At 41.0% G+C, this 16,400-nt stretch carries 16 protein-coding genes, 1 tRNA gene and 1 pseudogene; 15 read left to right on the top strand and 3 right to left on the bottom strand.

Annotation, left to right across the window (positions count from 1 at the left end; genetic code table 11):
* The first annotated feature begins 305 nt into the window (after positions 1-305).
* From I2H52_RS04810 to I2H52_RS04755, 12 genes are all read left to right on the top strand, one after another.
* Complete coding sequence (locus I2H52_RS04810; protein ID WP_045617492.1) at positions 306-1,583, top strand: ABC transporter permease; 1,278 nt, start codon at positions 306-308, stop codon at positions 1,581-1,583.
* 127 nt (positions 1,584-1,710) lie between these two features.
* Entirely contained in the window at positions 1,711-2,358 is a 648-nt protein-coding gene (vex2, locus tag I2H52_RS04805; protein WP_000173735.1) for an ABC transporter ATP-binding subunit Vex2, read from the top strand.
* Positions 2,359-2,408: 50 nt separating this feature from the next.
* Positions 2,409-3,788 (top strand): ABC transporter permease subunit Vex3, encoded by a 1,380-nt coding sequence (gene vex3, locus I2H52_RS04800; RefSeq protein WP_000903002.1) that lies wholly within the window; start codon positions 2,409-2,411, stop codon positions 3,786-3,788.
* Between the two features lie 245 nt (positions 3,789-4,033).
* The gene (vncR, locus tag I2H52_RS04795) at positions 4,034-4,690 is read left to right on the top strand and encodes a response regulator transcription factor VncR (protein WP_195594506.1); all 657 of its coding nucleotides are present in this window, start codon (positions 4,034-4,036) and stop codon (positions 4,688-4,690) included.
* Positions 4,687-6,015, top strand: coding sequence for a sensor histidine kinase VncS (gene vncS / locus I2H52_RS04790; RefSeq protein ID WP_195594503.1), 1,329 nt, complete (start codon positions 4,687-4,689; stop codon positions 6,013-6,015). The genes vncR and vncS overlap by 4 nt, the downstream gene beginning before the upstream one ends.
* Positions 6,016-6,153: 138 nt before the next feature.
* Positions 6,154-7,035, top strand: coding sequence for a class II fructose-bisphosphate aldolase (locus I2H52_RS04785; protein WP_001019007.1), 882 nt, complete (start codon positions 6,154-6,156; stop codon positions 7,033-7,035).
* A gap of 284 nt (positions 7,036-7,319) precedes the next feature.
* Complete coding sequence (locus I2H52_RS04780; protein WP_195594500.1) at positions 7,320-8,312, top strand: ABC transporter ATP-binding protein; 993 nt, start codon at positions 7,320-7,322, stop codon at positions 8,310-8,312.
* A gap of 1 nt (position 8,313) precedes the next feature.
* Positions 8,314-9,132, top strand: a complete 819-nt coding sequence (locus I2H52_RS04775) for an ABC transporter permease (RefSeq protein ID WP_195594496.1) — start codon at positions 8,314-8,316, stop codon at positions 9,130-9,132.
* A gap of 1 nt (position 9,133) precedes the next feature.
* Positions 9,134-9,919 carry an ABC transporter permease gene (locus I2H52_RS04770; protein WP_045617483.1) on the top strand — a complete coding sequence of 262 codons (786 nt, stop codon included), beginning with the start codon at positions 9,134-9,136 and terminating at the stop codon, positions 9,917-9,919.
* Between the two features lie 100 nt (positions 9,920-10,019).
* Positions 10,020-10,092 (top strand) — tRNA-Thr (locus I2H52_RS04765).
* 294 nt (positions 10,093-10,386) lie between these two features.
* The gene (locus I2H52_RS04760; RefSeq protein ID WP_195594493.1) at positions 10,387-11,256 is read left to right on the top strand and encodes a DUF6287 domain-containing protein; all 870 of its coding nucleotides are present in this window, start codon (positions 10,387-10,389) and stop codon (positions 11,254-11,256) included.
* Between the two features lie 226 nt (positions 11,257-11,482).
* Complete coding sequence (locus tag I2H52_RS04755; RefSeq protein ID WP_057488612.1) at positions 11,483-11,800, top strand: hypothetical protein; 318 nt, start codon at positions 11,483-11,485, stop codon at positions 11,798-11,800.
* Positions 11,801-11,829: 29 nt separating this feature from the next.
* Here the strand turns inward: I2H52_RS04755 and I2H52_RS04750 are convergent, their stop codons facing one another.
* Both I2H52_RS04750 and I2H52_RS04745 read right to left on the bottom strand, forming a co-directional pair.
* On the bottom strand, positions 11,830-13,629 hold the full coding sequence (locus I2H52_RS04750) for an N-acetylmuramoyl-L-alanine amidase (RefSeq protein ID WP_195594491.1): 1,800 nt from the start codon (positions 13,627-13,629) through the stop codon (positions 11,830-11,832).
* A 30-nt stretch (positions 13,630-13,659) separates the two neighbouring features.
* Positions 13,660-14,568, bottom strand: coding sequence for a LysR family transcriptional regulator (locus I2H52_RS04745; RefSeq protein WP_195594488.1), 909 nt, complete (start codon positions 14,566-14,568; stop codon positions 13,660-13,662).
* Between the two features lie 28 nt (positions 14,569-14,596).
* Here I2H52_RS04745 and I2H52_RS04740 point away from each other — a divergent pair, with 28 nt between their 5' ends.
* The 3 genes and pseudogenes from I2H52_RS04740 (at position 14,597) to I2H52_RS09710 (ending at position 15,601) form a co-directional block, all read left to right on the top strand.
* The gene (locus I2H52_RS04740; protein ID WP_050595435.1) at positions 14,597-14,902 is read left to right on the top strand and encodes a YqgQ family protein; all 306 of its coding nucleotides are present in this window, start codon (positions 14,597-14,599) and stop codon (positions 14,900-14,902) included.
* Positions 14,902-15,282, top strand: a complete 381-nt coding sequence (locus I2H52_RS04735) for a rhodanese-like domain-containing protein (RefSeq protein WP_007520409.1) — start codon at positions 14,902-14,904, stop codon at positions 15,280-15,282. The genes I2H52_RS04740 and I2H52_RS04735 overlap by 1 nt, the downstream gene beginning before the upstream one ends.
* Positions 15,283-15,368: 86 nt before the next feature.
* Positions 15,369-15,601, top strand: a pseudogene (locus I2H52_RS09710) (DUF4190 domain-containing protein).
* 40 nt (positions 15,602-15,641) lie between these two features.
* On the opposite strand, the gene I2H52_RS04730 reads toward I2H52_RS09710, so the two are convergent.
* Positions 15,642-16,367, bottom strand: coding sequence for a 16S rRNA pseudouridine(516) synthase (locus I2H52_RS04730; protein ID WP_195594485.1), 726 nt, complete (start codon positions 16,365-16,367; stop codon positions 15,642-15,644).
* Between the last annotated feature and the right edge of the window lie 33 nt (positions 16,368-16,400).

Here is a 16,400-nt window from a genome sequence, read left to right as displayed (position 1 = left end):
GAAAAATATTGGCATCAAGAACAGTCATTGTATCAGAAAATTTAAACTGAGTTTTCCATTTCATCCTATCAAGAATTTTCTCAGACACAAGTCAGAAAATGAAGAACTTAGGAAATGGAAAATGCTAAGCTGAAAGACGGTGCCAGCATTTATAAAATGGAGTATATTTTTGATTGATAAAACGTATTCCATATGAGAAAAGTTAGTGTTCGCTAGCTTTTTTGTTTTTTTCAAAAAAATTTTTTGATTTCATAAACATTTCATATTTGGATTTTATAATAGTCTTACAAATATGGAGGTGACAAATGAATCCAATCCAAAGAGCTTGGGCTTATGTCAGCAGAAAACGACTGAGAAGTTTTATTTTATTTCTGATTTTATTTGTCCTTTTGGCAGGAATTTCAGCCTGTTTGACTCTGATGAAGTCCAACAAAACAGTAGAAAACAATCTTTACAAATCACTCAATACATCTTTTTCTATCAAAAAGATAGAAAATGGACAGACCTTCAAATTGTCTGATCTAGCATCCGTGAGCAAGATTAAGGGACTGGAAAATGTCTCTCCTGAACTCGAGACGGTCGCAAAACTGAAAGACAAGGAAGCGGTGAGTGGTGAGCAGAGCGTAGAACGTGATGATTTGTCAGCAGCGGACAAGAACTTGGTTAGCTTAACGGCTCTTGAGGATTCATCCAAGGATGTCACCTTTACCAGTTCGGCTTTCAATCTAAAAGAAGGGCGACACCTTCAAAAAGGGGACTCCAAGAAAATCCTGATCCACGAAGAGTTGGCCAAGAAGAACGGTCTTTCACTTCATGACAAGATTCGCTTGGATGCTGGTCAGTCCGAAGCTGGAAAAGGGCAAACAGTAGAGTTTGAGATTGTCGGTATATTTTCTGGTAAGAAACAAGAAAAATTCACAGGCTTGTCTTCTGACTTCAGTGAAAACCAAGTCTTTACAGACTATGAAAGTAGTCAAAACCTTCTGGGAAATAGTGAACCGCAAGTCAGTGCAGCGCGCTTCTATGTAGAAAATCCTAAGGAAATGGACGGACTCATGAAGCAGGTGGAAAACTTGGCTTTAGAAAGTCAAGGTTACCAAGTCGAGAAGGAAACCAAGGCCTTTGAACAAATCAAAGACTCAGTTGCAACCTTCCAAACCTTCCTCACCATCTCCCTTTATGGGATGTTGATAGCAGGAGCAGGAGCCTTAATTTTGGTCTTGTCTCTCTGGTTGAGAGAAAGGGTCTACGAAGTGGGGATTCTTTTGGCACTTGGAAAAAGCAAGAGTTCGATCTTCCTACAATTCTGTTTAGAGGTAGTGTTGGTATCTCTTGGAGCTTTGCTTCCATCCTTTATCGCTGGAAATGCCGTTACATCCTATCTGCTCCAAACTGTCCTAGCCAGTGGAGATCAGGCAAGCTTACAGGACACGCTGGCCAAAGCAAGCGGTCTATTAACTAGTCTCCTATCCTTTGCAGAATCCTATGTCTTTCTGCTCTTGATTGGTTGCTTGTCTGTAGCCCTTTGTTTCCTATTCTTATTTAGAAAATCGCCTAAGGAAATTTTATCATCTATTAGTTAATACTCTTCGAAAATCAAATTTAATCCGTGTTAGCTTTATCTGCAACCTCAAAGCTGTGCTTTGAGCAACCTGCGGCTAGCTTCCTAGTTTGCTCTTTGATTTTCATTGAGTATAAGAAGGAGAAATCATGACTTTATTACAATTGCAAGATGTTACCTACCGTTATAAGAACACTGCTGAAGCAGTTTTATATCAGATCAAGTATAATTTTGAACCTGGAAAATTTTATAGTATCATTGGTGAGTCAGGAGCAGGAAAATCCACTCTCTTGTCCCTACTGGCTGGTCTAGATAGCCCTGTTGAAGGTTCTATCCTTTTCCAAGGAGAGGACATTCGGAATAAGGGATATTCTTATCATCGCATGCACCATATTTCCCTGGTCTTTCAAAATTATAATTTGATTGATTACCTTTCTCCGCTGGAAAATATCCGCTTGGTCAACAAAAAGGCCAGCAAGGATACTCTTCTTGAACTTGGTCTGGATGAAAGCCAGATCAAGCGGAATGTTCTCCAGTTATCAGGTGGGCAACAACAACGTGTTGCCATTGCTCGCAGTTTGGTCTCAGAAGCTCCAGTTATTCTAGCTGATGAGCCAACAGGAAATCTGGACCCTAAAACTGCTGGAGATATTATCGAACTGCTCAAATCACTTGCCGAGAAAACAGGTAAATGTGTGATCGTCGTCACCCACAGTAAAGAAGTGGCACAAGCGTCAGATATTACACTTGAATTGAAGGATAAGAAACTGACTGAAACTCGCAATACTACAAAATAAGATGAGCTTGTTTTGATAGAATTATGAAATCAAATCTAGAAAGGGAACCTATGTTACACAACGCATTTGCCTATGTTACAAGGAAGTTTTTCAAATCGATTGTTATCTTCCTGATTATTCTCCTCATGGCGAGCTTGAGTTTGGTCGGCTTGTCGATCAAGGGAGCTACAGCCAAGGCTTCTCAGGAGACCTTTAAAAATATCACCAATAGCTTCTCCATGCAAATCAATCGTCGCGTCAATCAAGGAACGCCACGTGGTTCTGGGAATATCAAGGGTGAGGATATCAAAAAAATCACCGAAAACAAGGCCATCGAGTCTTATGTTAAACGCATCAATGCTATCGGAGATTTGACTGGATATGACCTGATTGAAACGCCAGAAACCAAGAAAAATCTCACTGCAGACCGTGCCAAACGGTTTGGAAGCAGTTTGATGATTACAGGTGTCAATGACTCTTCCAAAGAAGATAAATTTGTCTCTGGTTCATATAAGCTAGTCGAAGGTGAGCACCTAACCAACGACGACAAAGACAAGATCCTCATGCACAAGGACTTGGCTGCTAAACACGGCTGGAAAGTTGGAGATAAGGTCAAACTGGACTCTAATATCTATGATGCAGACAATGAAAAAGGTGCCAAGGAAACAGTTGAAGTGACAATCAAGGGACTCTTTGATGGCCACAATAAGTCAGCAGTAACCTACTCACAAGAACTCTATGAAAACACAGCTATCACAGACATTCACACTGCTGCAAAACTTTATGGATACACAGAAGACACAGCTATTTATGGGGACGCAACCTTCTTTGTAACAGCAGACAAGAACTTGGATGACGTCATGAAAGAGTTGAATGGTATCAGTGGTATCAACTGGAAGAGCTACACACTTGTGAAGAGCTCCTCTAACTACCCAGCTCTTGAGCAATCTATCTCTGGTATGTACAAGATGGCCAACCTCCTCTTCTGGGGTAGCTTGAGCTTCTCAGTTCTTCTCCTTGCCCTCTTGCTTAGCCTTTGGATCAATGCTCGTCGCAAGGAAGTGGGAATTCTCCTCTCTATCGGTCTCAAGCAGGCAAGTATTTTGGGTCAATTCATCACTGAATCGATCTTGATTGCCATCCCTGCTCTCGTTTCTGCTTACTTCCTAGCTAACTACACAGCACGTGCAATCGGAAATACTGTTCTAGCTAATGTTACTTCAGGTGTTGCCAAGCAAGCCAGCAAGGCAGCTCAAGCCTCTAACCTTGGTGGTGGTGCAGAAGTAGATGGCTTTAGCAAGACCTTGTCGAGCCTAGACATTTCCATTCAGACATCAGACTTTATCATCGTCTTTGTCCTTGCCTTAGTTCTAGTGGTTCTCGTTATGGCGCTTGCTTCAAGCAATCTCCTCAGAAAACAACCAAAAGAGCTCTTGCTCGATAGCGAATAACAAACTTGCTACCTATTCTTCCCTAAATGGGGTATAATATAGGTAGCATTTTTATGTATTTCATCTCCCTAATACTCAATGAAAATCAAAGAGCAAACTAGGAAACTAGCCGCAGGCTGTACTTGAGTACGGCAAGGCGACGTTGACGTGGTTTGAAGAGATTTTCGAAGAGTATAAAGCCTTTCCTTTCAGGATGAAACAGAGATGATTTAAAAGAAAATTAAAGAAATGTGAAAGGTTTTTCTATGAAAATTCTAATAGTAGAAGATGAGGAGATGATCCGTGAGGGGATCAGTGATTATTTGGCGGATTGTGGTTATGAAACCGTTGAAGCAGCAGATGGTCAGGAAGCTCTGGAAAAATTTTCCAGCTATGAAATTGCTCTAGTACTACTGGATATCCAGATACCCAAGCTTAATGGCCTAGAAGTCCTAGCCGAGATTCGTAAAACCAGTCAGGTTCCTGTCTTGATGCTGACTGCCTTTCAGGATGAGGAATACAAGATGAGTGCCTTTGCTTCGCTAGCAGATGGCTATCTGGAAAAACCCTTCTCCCTCTCCCTCTTAAAAGTGAGGGTAGACGCGATTTTCAAGCGCTACTACGATACGGGACGAATCTTCTCCTATAAGGATACCAAGGTGGATTTTGAGAGTTACAGTGCAAGCCTAGCAGGTCAAGAAGTAGCTATCAATGCCAAAGAGTTGGAGATTTTGGACTATCTGGTAAAAAATGAAGGACGGGCCTTGACTCGATCTCAAATTATTGATGCCGTCTGGAAGGTGACAGATGAGGTCCCCTTTGACCGTGTCATTGATGTTTATATCAAGGAACTGCGGAAAAAGCTAGACTTGGATTGTATCCTCACTGTGCGCAATGTTGGTTATAAATTGGAGCGAAAATGAAACGAACAGGTTTATTTACAAAGATATTTATCTATACCTTCTCGATTTTTAGTGTTCTGGTCATTTGTCTTCATTTAGCTATTTATTTTCTTTTTCCTTCGACTTATCTGAGCCATCGTCAGGAAACCATTGGCCAGAAAGCGACAGCCATTGCCCAGTCCCTAGAAGGAAAGGATAGGCAAAGTATCGAGCAAGTGTTAGACTTGTATTCCCAGACTAGTGATATCAAGGGGGCCGTCAAAGGAGAGATGACCGAGGACAAGTTAGAAGTCAAGGACAATCTTCCTCTGGACACAGACCGCCAGACCACCTCTCTCTTTATCGAGGAGCGTGAGGTGAAAACGCAAGATGGTAGCACCATGACTCTGCAATTTCTAGCTTCCATGGATTTGCAAAAGGAAGCAGAGCAGATCAGTCTCCAGTTTCTTCCCTATACCTTGCTGGCATCGTTTTTGATTTCCCTCTTGGTAGCTTACATCTACGCACGAACCATTGTTGCCCCGATTTTGGAAATCAAGCGGGTGACCCGTAGAATGATGGAACTAGATGCTCAAGTGCGATTGCGCGTGGATTCTAAGGATGAGATTGGTGATCTCAAGGAACAAATCAATAGCCTTTACCAGCACCTTTTGACAGTTATTGCGGACTTGCATGAGAAAAATGAAGCTATTCTCCAACTTGAGAAGATGAAGGTCGAATTCCTACGAGGGGCCTCTCATGAATTGAAAACACCTCTGGCTAGTTTGAAGATCCTAATCGAAAATATGAAAGAAAATATCGGTCGTTACAAGGATAGGGACTTCTATCTGGGAGTAGCCTTGGGGATTGTGGACGACCTCAGTCACCACGTTCTCCAGATATTGTCTCTTTCTTCTGTGCAGGAATTGCGAGACGAGAAAGAAGAGATTGAGCTCCTTCAGATGACGCAAAGTCTGGTCAAGGATTATGTTTTGCTAGCCAAGGAGAGAGAAATTCAGGTAGACATTAGCCTGACCCATCAGCAGGCTTACATAAATCCATCTGTGATGAAACTGATCCTATCTAATCTCATCAGCAATGCTATCAAGCACTCCACTCCAGGTAGCCTGGTCCGTATCGGCGAGAGAGAAGGGGAACTCTTTATTGAGAATAGCTGTAGTCCTGAAGAACAAGAAAAATTGGCCCAATCTTTTTCTGGCAATGCTAGTCGCAAGGCAAAGGGGTCAGGAATGGGACTCTTTGTGGTCAAAAGTTTATTAGAACATGAGAAATTGCCTTATCGTTTTGAAAGGCAGGATGATCGCTTGACTTTCTTTATACGCTTTCCTAGAGTTAGCCAAGATTAAAAAAAGAAAGGGTTTACATTGGTCGGGTTAGAAGAAATTCAATCTAAAGTATGGGAAAAACTAGCTTTTTTTGTCAAAAAGTGATAAAATGAACAATGTAAATGGGATGTCCCAAAAAATATATAGGAGGCCTGACAAATGGCAATCGTTTCAGCAGAAAAATTTGTCCAAGCAGCTCGTGACAACGGTTATGCAGTTGGTGGATTTAACACAAACAACCTTGAGTGGACTCAAGCTATCTTGCGTGCAGCAGAAGCTAAAAAAGCTCCAGTTTTGATCCAAACTTCTATGGGTGCTGCGAAATACATGGGTGGTTACAAAGTATGTAAACTTCTCATCGAAAACCTTGTAGAATCAATGGGAATTACTGTACCAGTTGCTATTCACCTTGACCATGGTCATTATGAAGATGCACTTGAATGTATCCGAGTTGGTTATACTTCAGTTATGTTTGACGGTTCACACCTTCCAGTTGAAGAAAACCTTGAAAAAGCTCGTAAAGTTGTAGAATTTGCTCATGCAAACGGCGTATCAGTAGAAGCTGAAGTTGGTACTATCGGTGGTGAAGAAGACGGAATCATTGGTGATGGCGAATTGGCTCCAATTGAAGATGCTAAAGCAATGGTTGCAACTGGTATTGACTTCTTGGCAGCTGGTATCGGTAACATCCACGGTCCTTACCCAGCAAACTGGAAAGGTCTTCACCTTGATCACTTGCAAAAATTGACAGAAGCAGTTCCAGGCTTCCCAATCGTGTTGCATGGTGGTTCAGGTATTCCTGATGACCAAATCCAAGCAGCTATCAAACTTGGTGTTGCGAAAGTTAACGTTAACACTGAATGCCAAATCGCATTTGCTAACGCAACTCGTAAATTTGTTGCTGAATACGAAGCAAACGAAGCAGAATACGATAAGAAGAAACTCTTTGACCCACGTAAATTCTTGAAACCAGGTTTCGAAGCAATTACAGAAGCTGTTGAAGAACGTATCGACGTATTCGGTTCAGAAGGTAAAGCTTAATCTAGCTGAACAATACAGAAAGAACCTGCCCATTAGGGTGGGTTTTTTTGTGGTTTAAGGAAACTACTAAACCAGAATTTTTGATTAAAACTATTATTTTAAGAGCAAAATCTCTAATTTCATAATCTACAGGCAAACGCTTGCATTCCGTTTTTTATTGAACTATAATAGGTTGGTATAAAGTCTTTTGTAATAATAAAATGTAGAAGATTTAGAAGGTAAGGATTTAGAATATTTGTAGTCAAAAATATGATGTTTCTATTCCTTACGATAGGGAGAGAAATATGGCAATGATAGAAGTGGAACATCTCCAGAAAAATTTTGTGAAGACTGTTAAAGAACCGGGGTTAAAGGGGGCTTTGCGCTCCTTTATTCATCCTGAAAAGCAGACATTTGAAGCGGTCAAGGATTTGACTTTTGAGGTACCCAAGGGCCAAATTTTGGGCTTTATCGGGGCCAATGGAGCTGGGAAGTCGACAACCATCAAAATGCTGACAGGGATTTTGAAACCGACATCGGGCTATTGTCGGATTAACGGCAAGATTCCTCAGGATAATCGCCAAGATTATGTCAAGGATATTGGAGTGGTCTTTGGACAACGTACCCAGTTATGGTGGGATTTGGCTCTGCAAGAGACCTACACGGTTTTGAAAGAGATATACGATGTGCCGGACTCGCTCTTCCGCAAGCGCATGGACTTTTTGAATGAAGTCTTGGATTTGAAGGACTTTATCAAGGACCCCGTGCGCACTCTTTCACTGGGGCAACGGATGCGGGCGGACATTGCGGCTTCCTTGCTCCACAATCCCAAGGTTCTCTTTTTAGATGAGCCGACCATTGGTTTAGACGTTTCGGTCAAGGATAACATTCGTCGGGCCATTACTCAGATCAATCAAGAGGAAGCAACAACCATTCTCTTGACCACTCATGACCTGAGCGATATTGAGCAGCTTTGTGATCGAATTTTTATGATTGACAAGGGGCAGGAGATTTTTGATGGGACGGTGATCCAGCTCAAGGAGACCTTTGGCAAGATGAAGACTCTCTCCTTTGAACTGTTACCAGGTCAAAGTCATCTCCTTTCTCAATATGAAGGCCTGCCTGATATAACCATTGATAGACAAGGAAATAGCCTCAATATTGAATTCGATAGTTCCCGCTACCATTCAGCTGATATTATCAAACAAACTCTGTCTGATTTTGAAATCCGTGATTTGAAGATGGTAGATACGGATATTGAGGATATTATCCGACGCTTCTACCGAAAGGAGCTCTAAGATGGTCAAATTTTGGAGACGTTATAAACCCTTTATCAATGCAGGGGTTCAGGAGTTGATTACCTATCGAGTCAACTTTCTCCTTTATCGGATTGGCGATGTCATGGGTGCTTTTGTGGCCTTTTATCTCTGGAAGGCGGTCTTTGATTCCTCGCAAGAGTCATTGATTCAAGGCTTCAGTATGGCGGATATTACCCTCTACATCATCATGAGTTTTGTAACTAATCTTCTGACTAGGTCGGATTCTTCCTTTATGATTGGTGATGAGGTCAAGGATGGTTCCATTATCATGCGCTTGTTGAGACCGGTGCATTTTGCGGCTTCTTACCTCTTTACAGAGCTTGGATCCAAGTGGTTGATTTTTATCTCTGTTGGACTGCCATTTTTAAGTGTTATTGTATTGATGAAAATCCTATCTGGGCAAGGGGTTGTAGAAGTACTGGGATTAACAATTCTTTATCTCTTTAGCTTAACCCTAGCCTACCTGATCAACTTTTTCTTTAATATCTGCTTTGGCTTTTCAGCCTTTGTGTTTAAAAATCTATGGGGTTCCAATCTACTCAAGACTTCCATAGTGGCCTTTATGTCTGGAAGTCTGATTCCCTTGGCTTTCTTTCCAAAGATTGTTTCTGATATCTTGTCCTTCTTGCCTTTTTCATCCTTGATTTATACTCCGGTTATGATTATCGTTGGGAAATACGATGCCAGTCAGATTCTTCAGGCACTCCTTTTGCAGTTTTTCTGGCTCTTAGTGATGGTGGGATTGTCTCAGTTGATTTGGAAACGAGTTCAGTCATTCATCACCATTCAGGGAGGTTAGTATGAAAAAATATCAACGCATGCATCTGATTTTTATCAGACAATACATCAAGCAGATCATGGAATACAAGGTGGATTTTGTGGTTGGTGTCTTGGGAGTTTTTCTGACTCAAGGCTTGAACCTCTTGTTTCTCAATGTGCTCTTTCAAAACATCCCATCGCTAGAAGGCTGGACCTTTCAGGAGATTGCATTTATTTATGGTTTTTCCTTAATTCCCAAGGGATTGGACCATCTCTTTTTTGACAATCTCTGGGCACTAGGGCAACGCTTAGTCCGAAAAGGGGAGTTTGACAAATATCTGACTCGTCCCATCAATCCTCTCTTTCATATCCTAGTTGAGACCTTTCAGATTGATGCTTTGGGCGAACTTTTGGTCGGAGGCCTTCTGCTAGCGACCACGGTGTCTAGCATTGTTTGGACTCTTCCAAAATTCCTGATTTTTCTAGTCTGTCTCCCTTTTGCGACCTTGATTTATACTTCCCTGAAAATCGCGACAGCCAGTATCGCTTTTTGGACCAAGCAGTCAGGTGCTATGATTTACATTTTCTATATGTTTAATGATTTTGCCAAGTATCCGATTTCGATTTACAATTCGCTCCTTCGTTGGTTGATTAGCTTTATCGTGCCTTTCGCCTTTACGGCCTACTATCCTGCTAGCTATTTCTTGCAGGACAAGGATGGACTCTTTAATATCGGTGGTTTGATTTTGATTTCCCTTGTTTTCTTTGTCATTTCTTTGAAACTCTGGGATAGGGGTTTGGATGCCTATGAAAGTGCGGGTTCGTAAATAATAGAATATCAAAGCCTTGTCTTAGGACAGGCTTTTTCTAATGGAGATAAAAATTTCTTGACATCTATTCTCAGAGTGCTATACTAAAAGGGTAATCGCCGATTTAGCTCAGTTGGTAGAGCAACGCACTCGTAACGCGTAGGTCACAGGTTCAAGCCCTGCAATCGGCAGAATCAAGAAGTCCAAACGGGCTTCTTTTTTTGTAAATATAGGAAAGGTGGAACGTTTGAGATAGGTTCTATTTAACGTCTGAAACTCCTGCTTATAAATAAAAACAAAAATTTATATTTTGTGATATAATATATTTTAATAAGCACTTGTTTTCGTTCCGTTTTAGAGGACTATAGGCTGTTAATCATTCTAGAATTTTTTGCATAGGTTTTCTAAAAATTATAAAAATCCGTGGATAATAACGAATGAAGTCTCGCAAGTTTGGCTGAATATAAATCAAAAAGGAGAAAATTATGAATAAGAAAGAACGAGAAAGACAATTTGAAAAGATCAATGGACGTAAGCGGTCTGAATCAAAGTCGACTCCAAATAAAAAAATAAAAATCTATATTGGCCTAGCACTCGCTGTTTTAGTCACTCTTATCTTGGTAAGTATTTTCTCATATTTTCTGATTGTAAAGAAAGAATCAAATCAAGCATCGTCTGCCGTTTCAACTACAGAGTCAACAAGACAATCGTCTACAAGTCAAGGAAAAACGGATGAGACTGATAAGGATAAACAAGAGGAAATTCAAAAACTCAAGAATCAACTGGCTGATTTGGATACCAATATTACTGAAGCAGAAGCACTTGTTAGCAAGCTAAAGAAAGAAACTACCGTTCCAAAACTAGATATTGAAGCAATCAAGAACAATGATCTGTCTAGTATAGAAGGTACTTGGCGTAGTCAATCTGGCAATGAATACATTATTAATGATTCTGGAGAAGTACGTGCGACTTGGTTTACAAATGATCAAAAGTACGAATCTGTAGTTGGATTAAAGGTATCAAAAGGTCAAGATAGTCGTAACCCTGAGACAGCTTCTCTCAGTGCGTGGGTGAAAGATTCTGTTGCTGGAGGATTTGTAGTAGTTGCTGTTCCAAGTGGGGTTGTTATGCAACCTGGTGATGATGGAAAGATTACGGATAAAAGCAATCATGTTGAAGAAAGACTACTTTCGGGTCAAGATTACGGGTCTATGTTAATGAAACCAGAAGATGTTTATTACCGTGTGAAACCAGATACCAGTAAACTTGAGGAAGAAGAAAAGAATTTAGCTCAACTGCAAGCTGATCGAGAAGCAATCAAATCTTCTCTAGAATCTAAGGAAAAGAAAAACTAGATTGTATTCGTTCAAAAATACTGTTACAATCGGCAGAATCAAGAAGCCCAAACGGGCTTCTTTTTCTTTTATCACGACTATTCAACCACTTAGACAAAGATATTGACCAGATAGACAGAAGGACTTGTTCTTGAAAAAATCCTCTGCTATAATGTTTTTGTAAGGGACGTGAGGGGTCAGTATCAGACAACACAAGTCAATAAAAAAAGAAAATGGAGACAAAAGAATGAAGAAATTATTGGGACTTATATTTTTAGTAGCAGCAGCGCTAGTATTGTATTTCGGTTCTGTTGGTTGGCCAAGTTTGGATGTCAATCTCTGGTCACTCATTCCGGTAGGATTGTTCCTCTATTTCACGCTAGAGAACTTTTTGAAAAAAGACTACAAGGCCAGTCTCATGTGCTTGATCATTGCTTTTATCATTGCAAATGCTATTTTTGATCTGTTGCCAATTTCAAGTGGTTTGGTAATTGGTGCTGGTGTGCTAGCTTGTGTAGGACTTGGTTACCTCTTTCCTGATAAAGATAAAAAAGAAGGCAAATAAAAAGTCTCGAGATTTCTCGAGACTTTTTATTATTTACCAGCGTAATATTTTTGGATCCCTTTCACAATACCTGCGACCAGTTTATCTTGGTAGTGGCTATCTCTGATTTGTTGGTTTTCGGTGAAATTATCCATATAACCAAGCTCTAGGAGGACAGCTGGTTTGGCTGTTTCGCGTAGGACAGCAAAGCTGCTCTCCAACAGACCAGCATCCTTAGCTCCTGTTTCTGCTAGAAGAGAGGAGTGGATGGCAGCGGCGAGGCGTTTGCTTTCACTCATACGATCAGGGTGATTGTGCCAGTATTGATTAATCTTACTTGGATAATCAGGTTCATCTCTATAGGAGTAGGTTTGAATACCGCTCGCTTTTGAGTAGGTATTACCAGTAGCGTTGAAGTGAATACTGATAAAAATATCAGAGTTGGTCTTATTAACCATACGAGAACGTTCGGTAACAAAATCAACGTCAATATCACTATCACGAGAGGTGAGGACCTTGTAGCCCAGTTCTTCTAACTTAGCACGAAGTTTATGGTAAATCTGCATATTGAGATCTTTTTCAGCGACATTGTAGTAAAAAGCACCAGAATCTTGACCACCATGCCCAGGATCTAGGAAGATGGTTTTGCTATATTGGCCTTTTGTAAATCCGCCTTCAGTTGAAACTTCAGAAATCCATTGGCCGTATTTTTGGAACAAGTGCTCCTTGCCGTCTATCTTGTAAGTTCCTGAAACATAATGTCCACTATCGTCCAGATAGTAACGAGCCTTGTAATAGTCGTCGTAAATCCACTCATTCTTGGCCATATAACCGCCAGACTTGAGGTAGTATGCCCCAATCCACTCCTGATTTGCATAACGGCCATCCGCTTTTAGATAGAACCAGCTATTGTAGGATTTATCAAAAATCCACTCTTTTTCCGCCATGGCCCCGCTGGCCTTGAGGTAGTAGCTTTCTTTCCATTTATTGGAAAGCATGACTCCATTTTGTTCAAAAGCATACCAAGAACCATTGATTTTCTCCCATTTGTCTTGGCTATATTTCCCATATTCATTAGCGTAATACCAATTTTCATTGATTTTCACCCAAGAGTTTTCTGCCATGGCCCCGCTACTGTCAAGCAGGTAGGCACCAATGGTTGTCTGGCTGAGCATCACGCCGTTTTTATCAAAGTAGTACCAAGAACCATTGATTTTCTCCCACTTGTCTTGCGAGATTCTGCTAGATGGTGTGACATAATACCAATTTTGGTCTAATTTAATCCAACCCTTTTCTGCCATAGCTCCGCTTTTTGTGAGAAGATAGCCGTCAACGGAGGTGTTACTGAGCATGCTTCCAGTTTGGTCAAAATAGTACCAAGAGCCGTTAATTTTTTTCCAGGTGTTCTGAGCAAGTCGTCCAGAGGAATCAGCATAGTACCATTGATTGTCCAGTTTGGTCCAGCTATTTTCTATCATGACACCATCTTGGCCAAAGGCATAACCTTTGTAGATAGTAGAATGAAGACGATTACCATCTTGATCGAAGTAGTACCATTTGCCTTGGATTTGTTTCCAGTTCAAAGCAGGCTTATCATCTTGGTAAAAGCGCCAGTGGCGATTTTCTTGGTACCATCCTTCTTTTTGGGGCTTGTCTTTTTGCACATCTACTTTCGGAAGAGTTTCTGATTTAGAGTTTTCCTCAACACTCGACTCTTTCTTTTCTTCTTTGGCAATTGCTTCCTTGACAGCAGATGTGGCTTTAGTTGTGTTTTCTTCTCCTAAGACGGATGCGGGTGCCAATCCTGCGATTGAAAGGATTAAAGCACTGGTCAGTAGTATCTTTTTCACTTTCTATTTCCTAACTTTTTCTTTTTCCTATTAATTATCGAATTGAACTTCTTCTACTAAGTATTCGATAAAGCGTTCACCCATCTTAGACAGGCTGGTTTTTTCATGCTGGATATAGACTAGTTCAATCGGGTCGTCAATGTCCAGTGGAATGGAAACGATATTGTCTCCGTTGAGGTTGCTGTTCAAAATCCCTGTTGCAATGGTGTAACCATCCAAACCAATCAAAAGGTTAAAGAGGGTGGCACGGTCACTGACTACGATGGATTTCTTGTGGTGCTCTTGTGAAAGAATCTCCTCTGAAAAGTAGAAGGAGTTGTGCGTCCCCTGGTCATAACTCAGATAAGGGAAGTCTTCCAAATCAACCAGTTTGACCTTGTCTTTTTTAGCTAGAGGGTTGGTCTTGCTAACAAAGATATGGGGTTGAGCGGTAAAGAGGTGGTGCGCTAGCAGGTGATTGTCATCTAGCATTTTCGTTAAAACATCACGGTTGTAGCTGTTTAAAAAGAGGACACCGACCTCGCTACGGAAGTTCTTGACGTCGTCGATAATCTCCCAGGTCCGAGTTTCACGTAGGAAGAGCTCGTATTTTTCCATATCACTTTTCTTGAGCAGAGAGACAAAGGCATTAACTACAAAGGCATAGTGCTGAGAGGAAACGCTGAAAAGTTCGCGGTGGGCGACAGGATTTTTATAACGTTCCTCCAGAAGTTGGGTTTGCTCAACGACCTGACGAGCATAGGAGAGAAACTCCATCCCATCACGGGTTAAGGTAATGCCCTTGGGATTGCGGATAAAGATTTCAATGCCCATTTCATTTTCCAAGTCTCGAACGGCATTTGAAAGACTGGGTTGGGTGATAAAGAGTTGCTTGGCTGCTTCATTCATAGAGCCAGTTTCGACGATTTTGATAATATAGTGTAGTTGTTGAATTCTCATGTTTTTATTGTACCACACTTGCGGAAGAATGGGCAATGAAGACGAAGAAAATAGGGGGGAAAGAGCCGGTCCAGTATTGAAAAAAAGTCTAGAATCTGCTAAAATGGAAGCTATGAAAACATTCTATGATGTGCAGCAATTTCTCAAACAGTTTGGCATTATTGTTTACATGGGGAAGCGCTTGTATGATATTGAACTGATGAAGCTCGAACTCTCTCGGATCTATGATGCAGGTCTCATGGACAAGCTAGATTACTTAGAAGCGGAAGCTGTTCTCCGCAGGGAGCACAAGATAGAATTAGACTATATTGAGAAAAATGGAGAAATGAACTAATGGTTACTTGGATTTTGTGGGCACTTATACTGGCAATGGTGGCATGGATGGGCTATAACTACCTTCGTATTCGTCGTGCGGCTAAGATTGTGGACAATGCAGAATTTGAAGCCTTGATTCGGAAAGGGCAATTGATTGATGTCCGTGAACCAGCAGAATTTCACAGAAAACATATCCTCGGAGCTCGCAATATTCCTTCAAATCAGTTGAAGTCAAGCCTTGCAGCCCTTCGCAAGGATAAACCTGTCCTTCTCTACGAAAACCAACGTGGACAACGAGTGACCAATGCAGCACTTTATCTGAAAAAACAAGGTTTTTCTGAGATTTATATCCTTTCTTATGGATTGGATTCTTGGAAAGGGAAAGTGAAAACGAGCTAACATTCTATTAAAAACTGTCGAATGATAGATAAAGCTAGCATTTTAAGGTATCATCATTTATATTAAATTTAAGGAGATTTTATAATATGAATTCACAACAAAAGAAAAATCTTCACTTATTTTAGGTATCTTATCTATCGTCCTTGGTTTGCTATCTCCGATAGTGGGTCTGATTTTGGGGATCATAGGATTGGTCTTGGCTTTTTCGTACCAAAAAGAATCTGGACTAGACTATAAAACAGAAAAGATTCTCAATATCGTAGGACTTGTAGTTTCTGTCCTTAACTGGATTGCAGCCATCGCATTAGTTTTTAGATAAGCAAAAACAAAAAAAGCTTTAAATTTAAAGCTTTTTTCTTTTATCCACTTTTCTCTAAGTAGTTTTTAATGATTTCCAATTCCTCTGGATTCAAGGGACGGAATTGCCCTTCTACTAGTTCTGGGTCTAATGTAAAATCACCGAATTGGACGCGTTTTAGGGCAGTCACCTTGACACCAACTGATAGAAACATCTTCTTGACTTGATGAAATTTGCCCTCAGAGATGGTGATGGAGGCACGGCTCTCTGTTGGGCTTGCGGACAGAATGTCTAGTTTTGCAGGTTCACAAGTAGTCCCATCTAAAAAGACAATCCCATCTTTGAATTTTTGGATATGTTCTGGTGTGAGCAGTCCGTTGACCACCACTTGATAGGATTTATCGACATGGTACTGGGGATGAAGGAGCTGAAAACCAAGAGGTCCATTGTCTGTCAGAAGGAGCAGTCCCGTCGTGTCACGGTCTAATCTGCCGACAGCATAGAGCTGGTCAGACTGGATGTCAGGTGGAAGGAGGTCCATGACGGTTGGTAGGTCCTTATCCTGACTGGCTGTCACCACTCTACCTGGTTTATGAAGCATGAGGTAGGTGTGCTCGTATCCTTGAATCTGCCGTCCTTGAAAGACTAATTTCTGTAATCCAGTGTCGACATTTTGAGCGAGGGAGCTGGCTGGACAATCGTCCACTAGGATTTCTTTTTTCAAAAGTGCCTGTTTCATAGCCTTGCGACTGATTTTTTCTTGGGCTAATAATCTATCTAAACGCATACCAGCTTATCTTATCATAAGTCTCTGACTTTG

Origin of the sequence: Streptococcus oralis, assembly GCF_015561235.1 — a bacterium.
In the GTDB taxonomy this organism is placed as follows: domain Bacteria; phylum Bacillota; class Bacilli; order Lactobacillales; family Streptococcaceae; genus Streptococcus; species Streptococcus oralis_BK.
Note: the sequence above shows the minus strand (reverse complement) of the source record. Positions and strands in the feature narration are given on the sequence as shown.

Bases quoted from the DNA above. Each gene is read 5' to 3' on its own strand.
- I2H52_RS04810 (WP_045617492.1), top strand. From the start codon at position 306: ATGAATCCAATCCAAAGAGCTTGGGCTTATGTCAGCAGAAAACGACTG.
- vex2 (WP_000173735.1), top strand. From the start codon at position 1,711: ATGACTTTATTACAATTGCAAGATGTTACCTACCGTTATAAGAACACT.
- vex3 (WP_000903002.1), top strand. From the start codon at position 2,409: ATGTTACACAACGCATTTGCCTATGTTACAAGGAAGTTTTTCAAATCG.
- vncR (WP_195594506.1), top strand. From the start codon at position 4,034: ATGAAAATTCTAATAGTAGAAGATGAGGAGATGATCCGTGAGGGGATC.
- vncS (WP_195594503.1), top strand. From the start codon at position 4,687: ATGAAACGAACAGGTTTATTTACAAAGATATTTATCTATACCTTCTCG.
- I2H52_RS04785 (WP_001019007.1), top strand. From the start codon at position 6,154: ATGGCAATCGTTTCAGCAGAAAAATTTGTCCAAGCAGCTCGTGACAAC.
- I2H52_RS04780 (WP_195594500.1), top strand. From the start codon at position 7,320: ATGGCAATGATAGAAGTGGAACATCTCCAGAAAAATTTTGTGAAGACT.
- I2H52_RS04775 (WP_195594496.1), top strand. From the start codon at position 8,314: ATGGTCAAATTTTGGAGACGTTATAAACCCTTTATCAATGCAGGGGTT.
- I2H52_RS04770 (WP_045617483.1), top strand. From the start codon at position 9,134: ATGAAAAAATATCAACGCATGCATCTGATTTTTATCAGACAATACATC.
- I2H52_RS04760 (WP_195594493.1), top strand. From the start codon at position 10,387: ATGAATAAGAAAGAACGAGAAAGACAATTTGAAAAGATCAATGGACGT.
- I2H52_RS04755 (WP_057488612.1), top strand. From the start codon at position 11,483: ATGAAGAAATTATTGGGACTTATATTTTTAGTAGCAGCAGCGCTAGTA.
- I2H52_RS04745 (WP_195594488.1), bottom strand. From the start codon at position 14,568: ATGAGAATTCAACAACTACACTATATTATCAAAATCGTCGAAACTGGC.
- I2H52_RS04740 (WP_050595435.1), top strand. From the start codon at position 14,597: ATGGGCAATGAAGACGAAGAAAATAGGGGGGAAAGAGCCGGTCCAGTA.
- I2H52_RS04735 (WP_007520409.1), top strand. From the start codon at position 14,902: ATGGTTACTTGGATTTTGTGGGCACTTATACTGGCAATGGTGGCATGG.
- I2H52_RS04730 (WP_195594485.1), bottom strand. From the start codon at position 16,367: ATGCGTTTAGATAGATTATTAGCCCAAGAAAAAATCAGTCGCAAGGCT.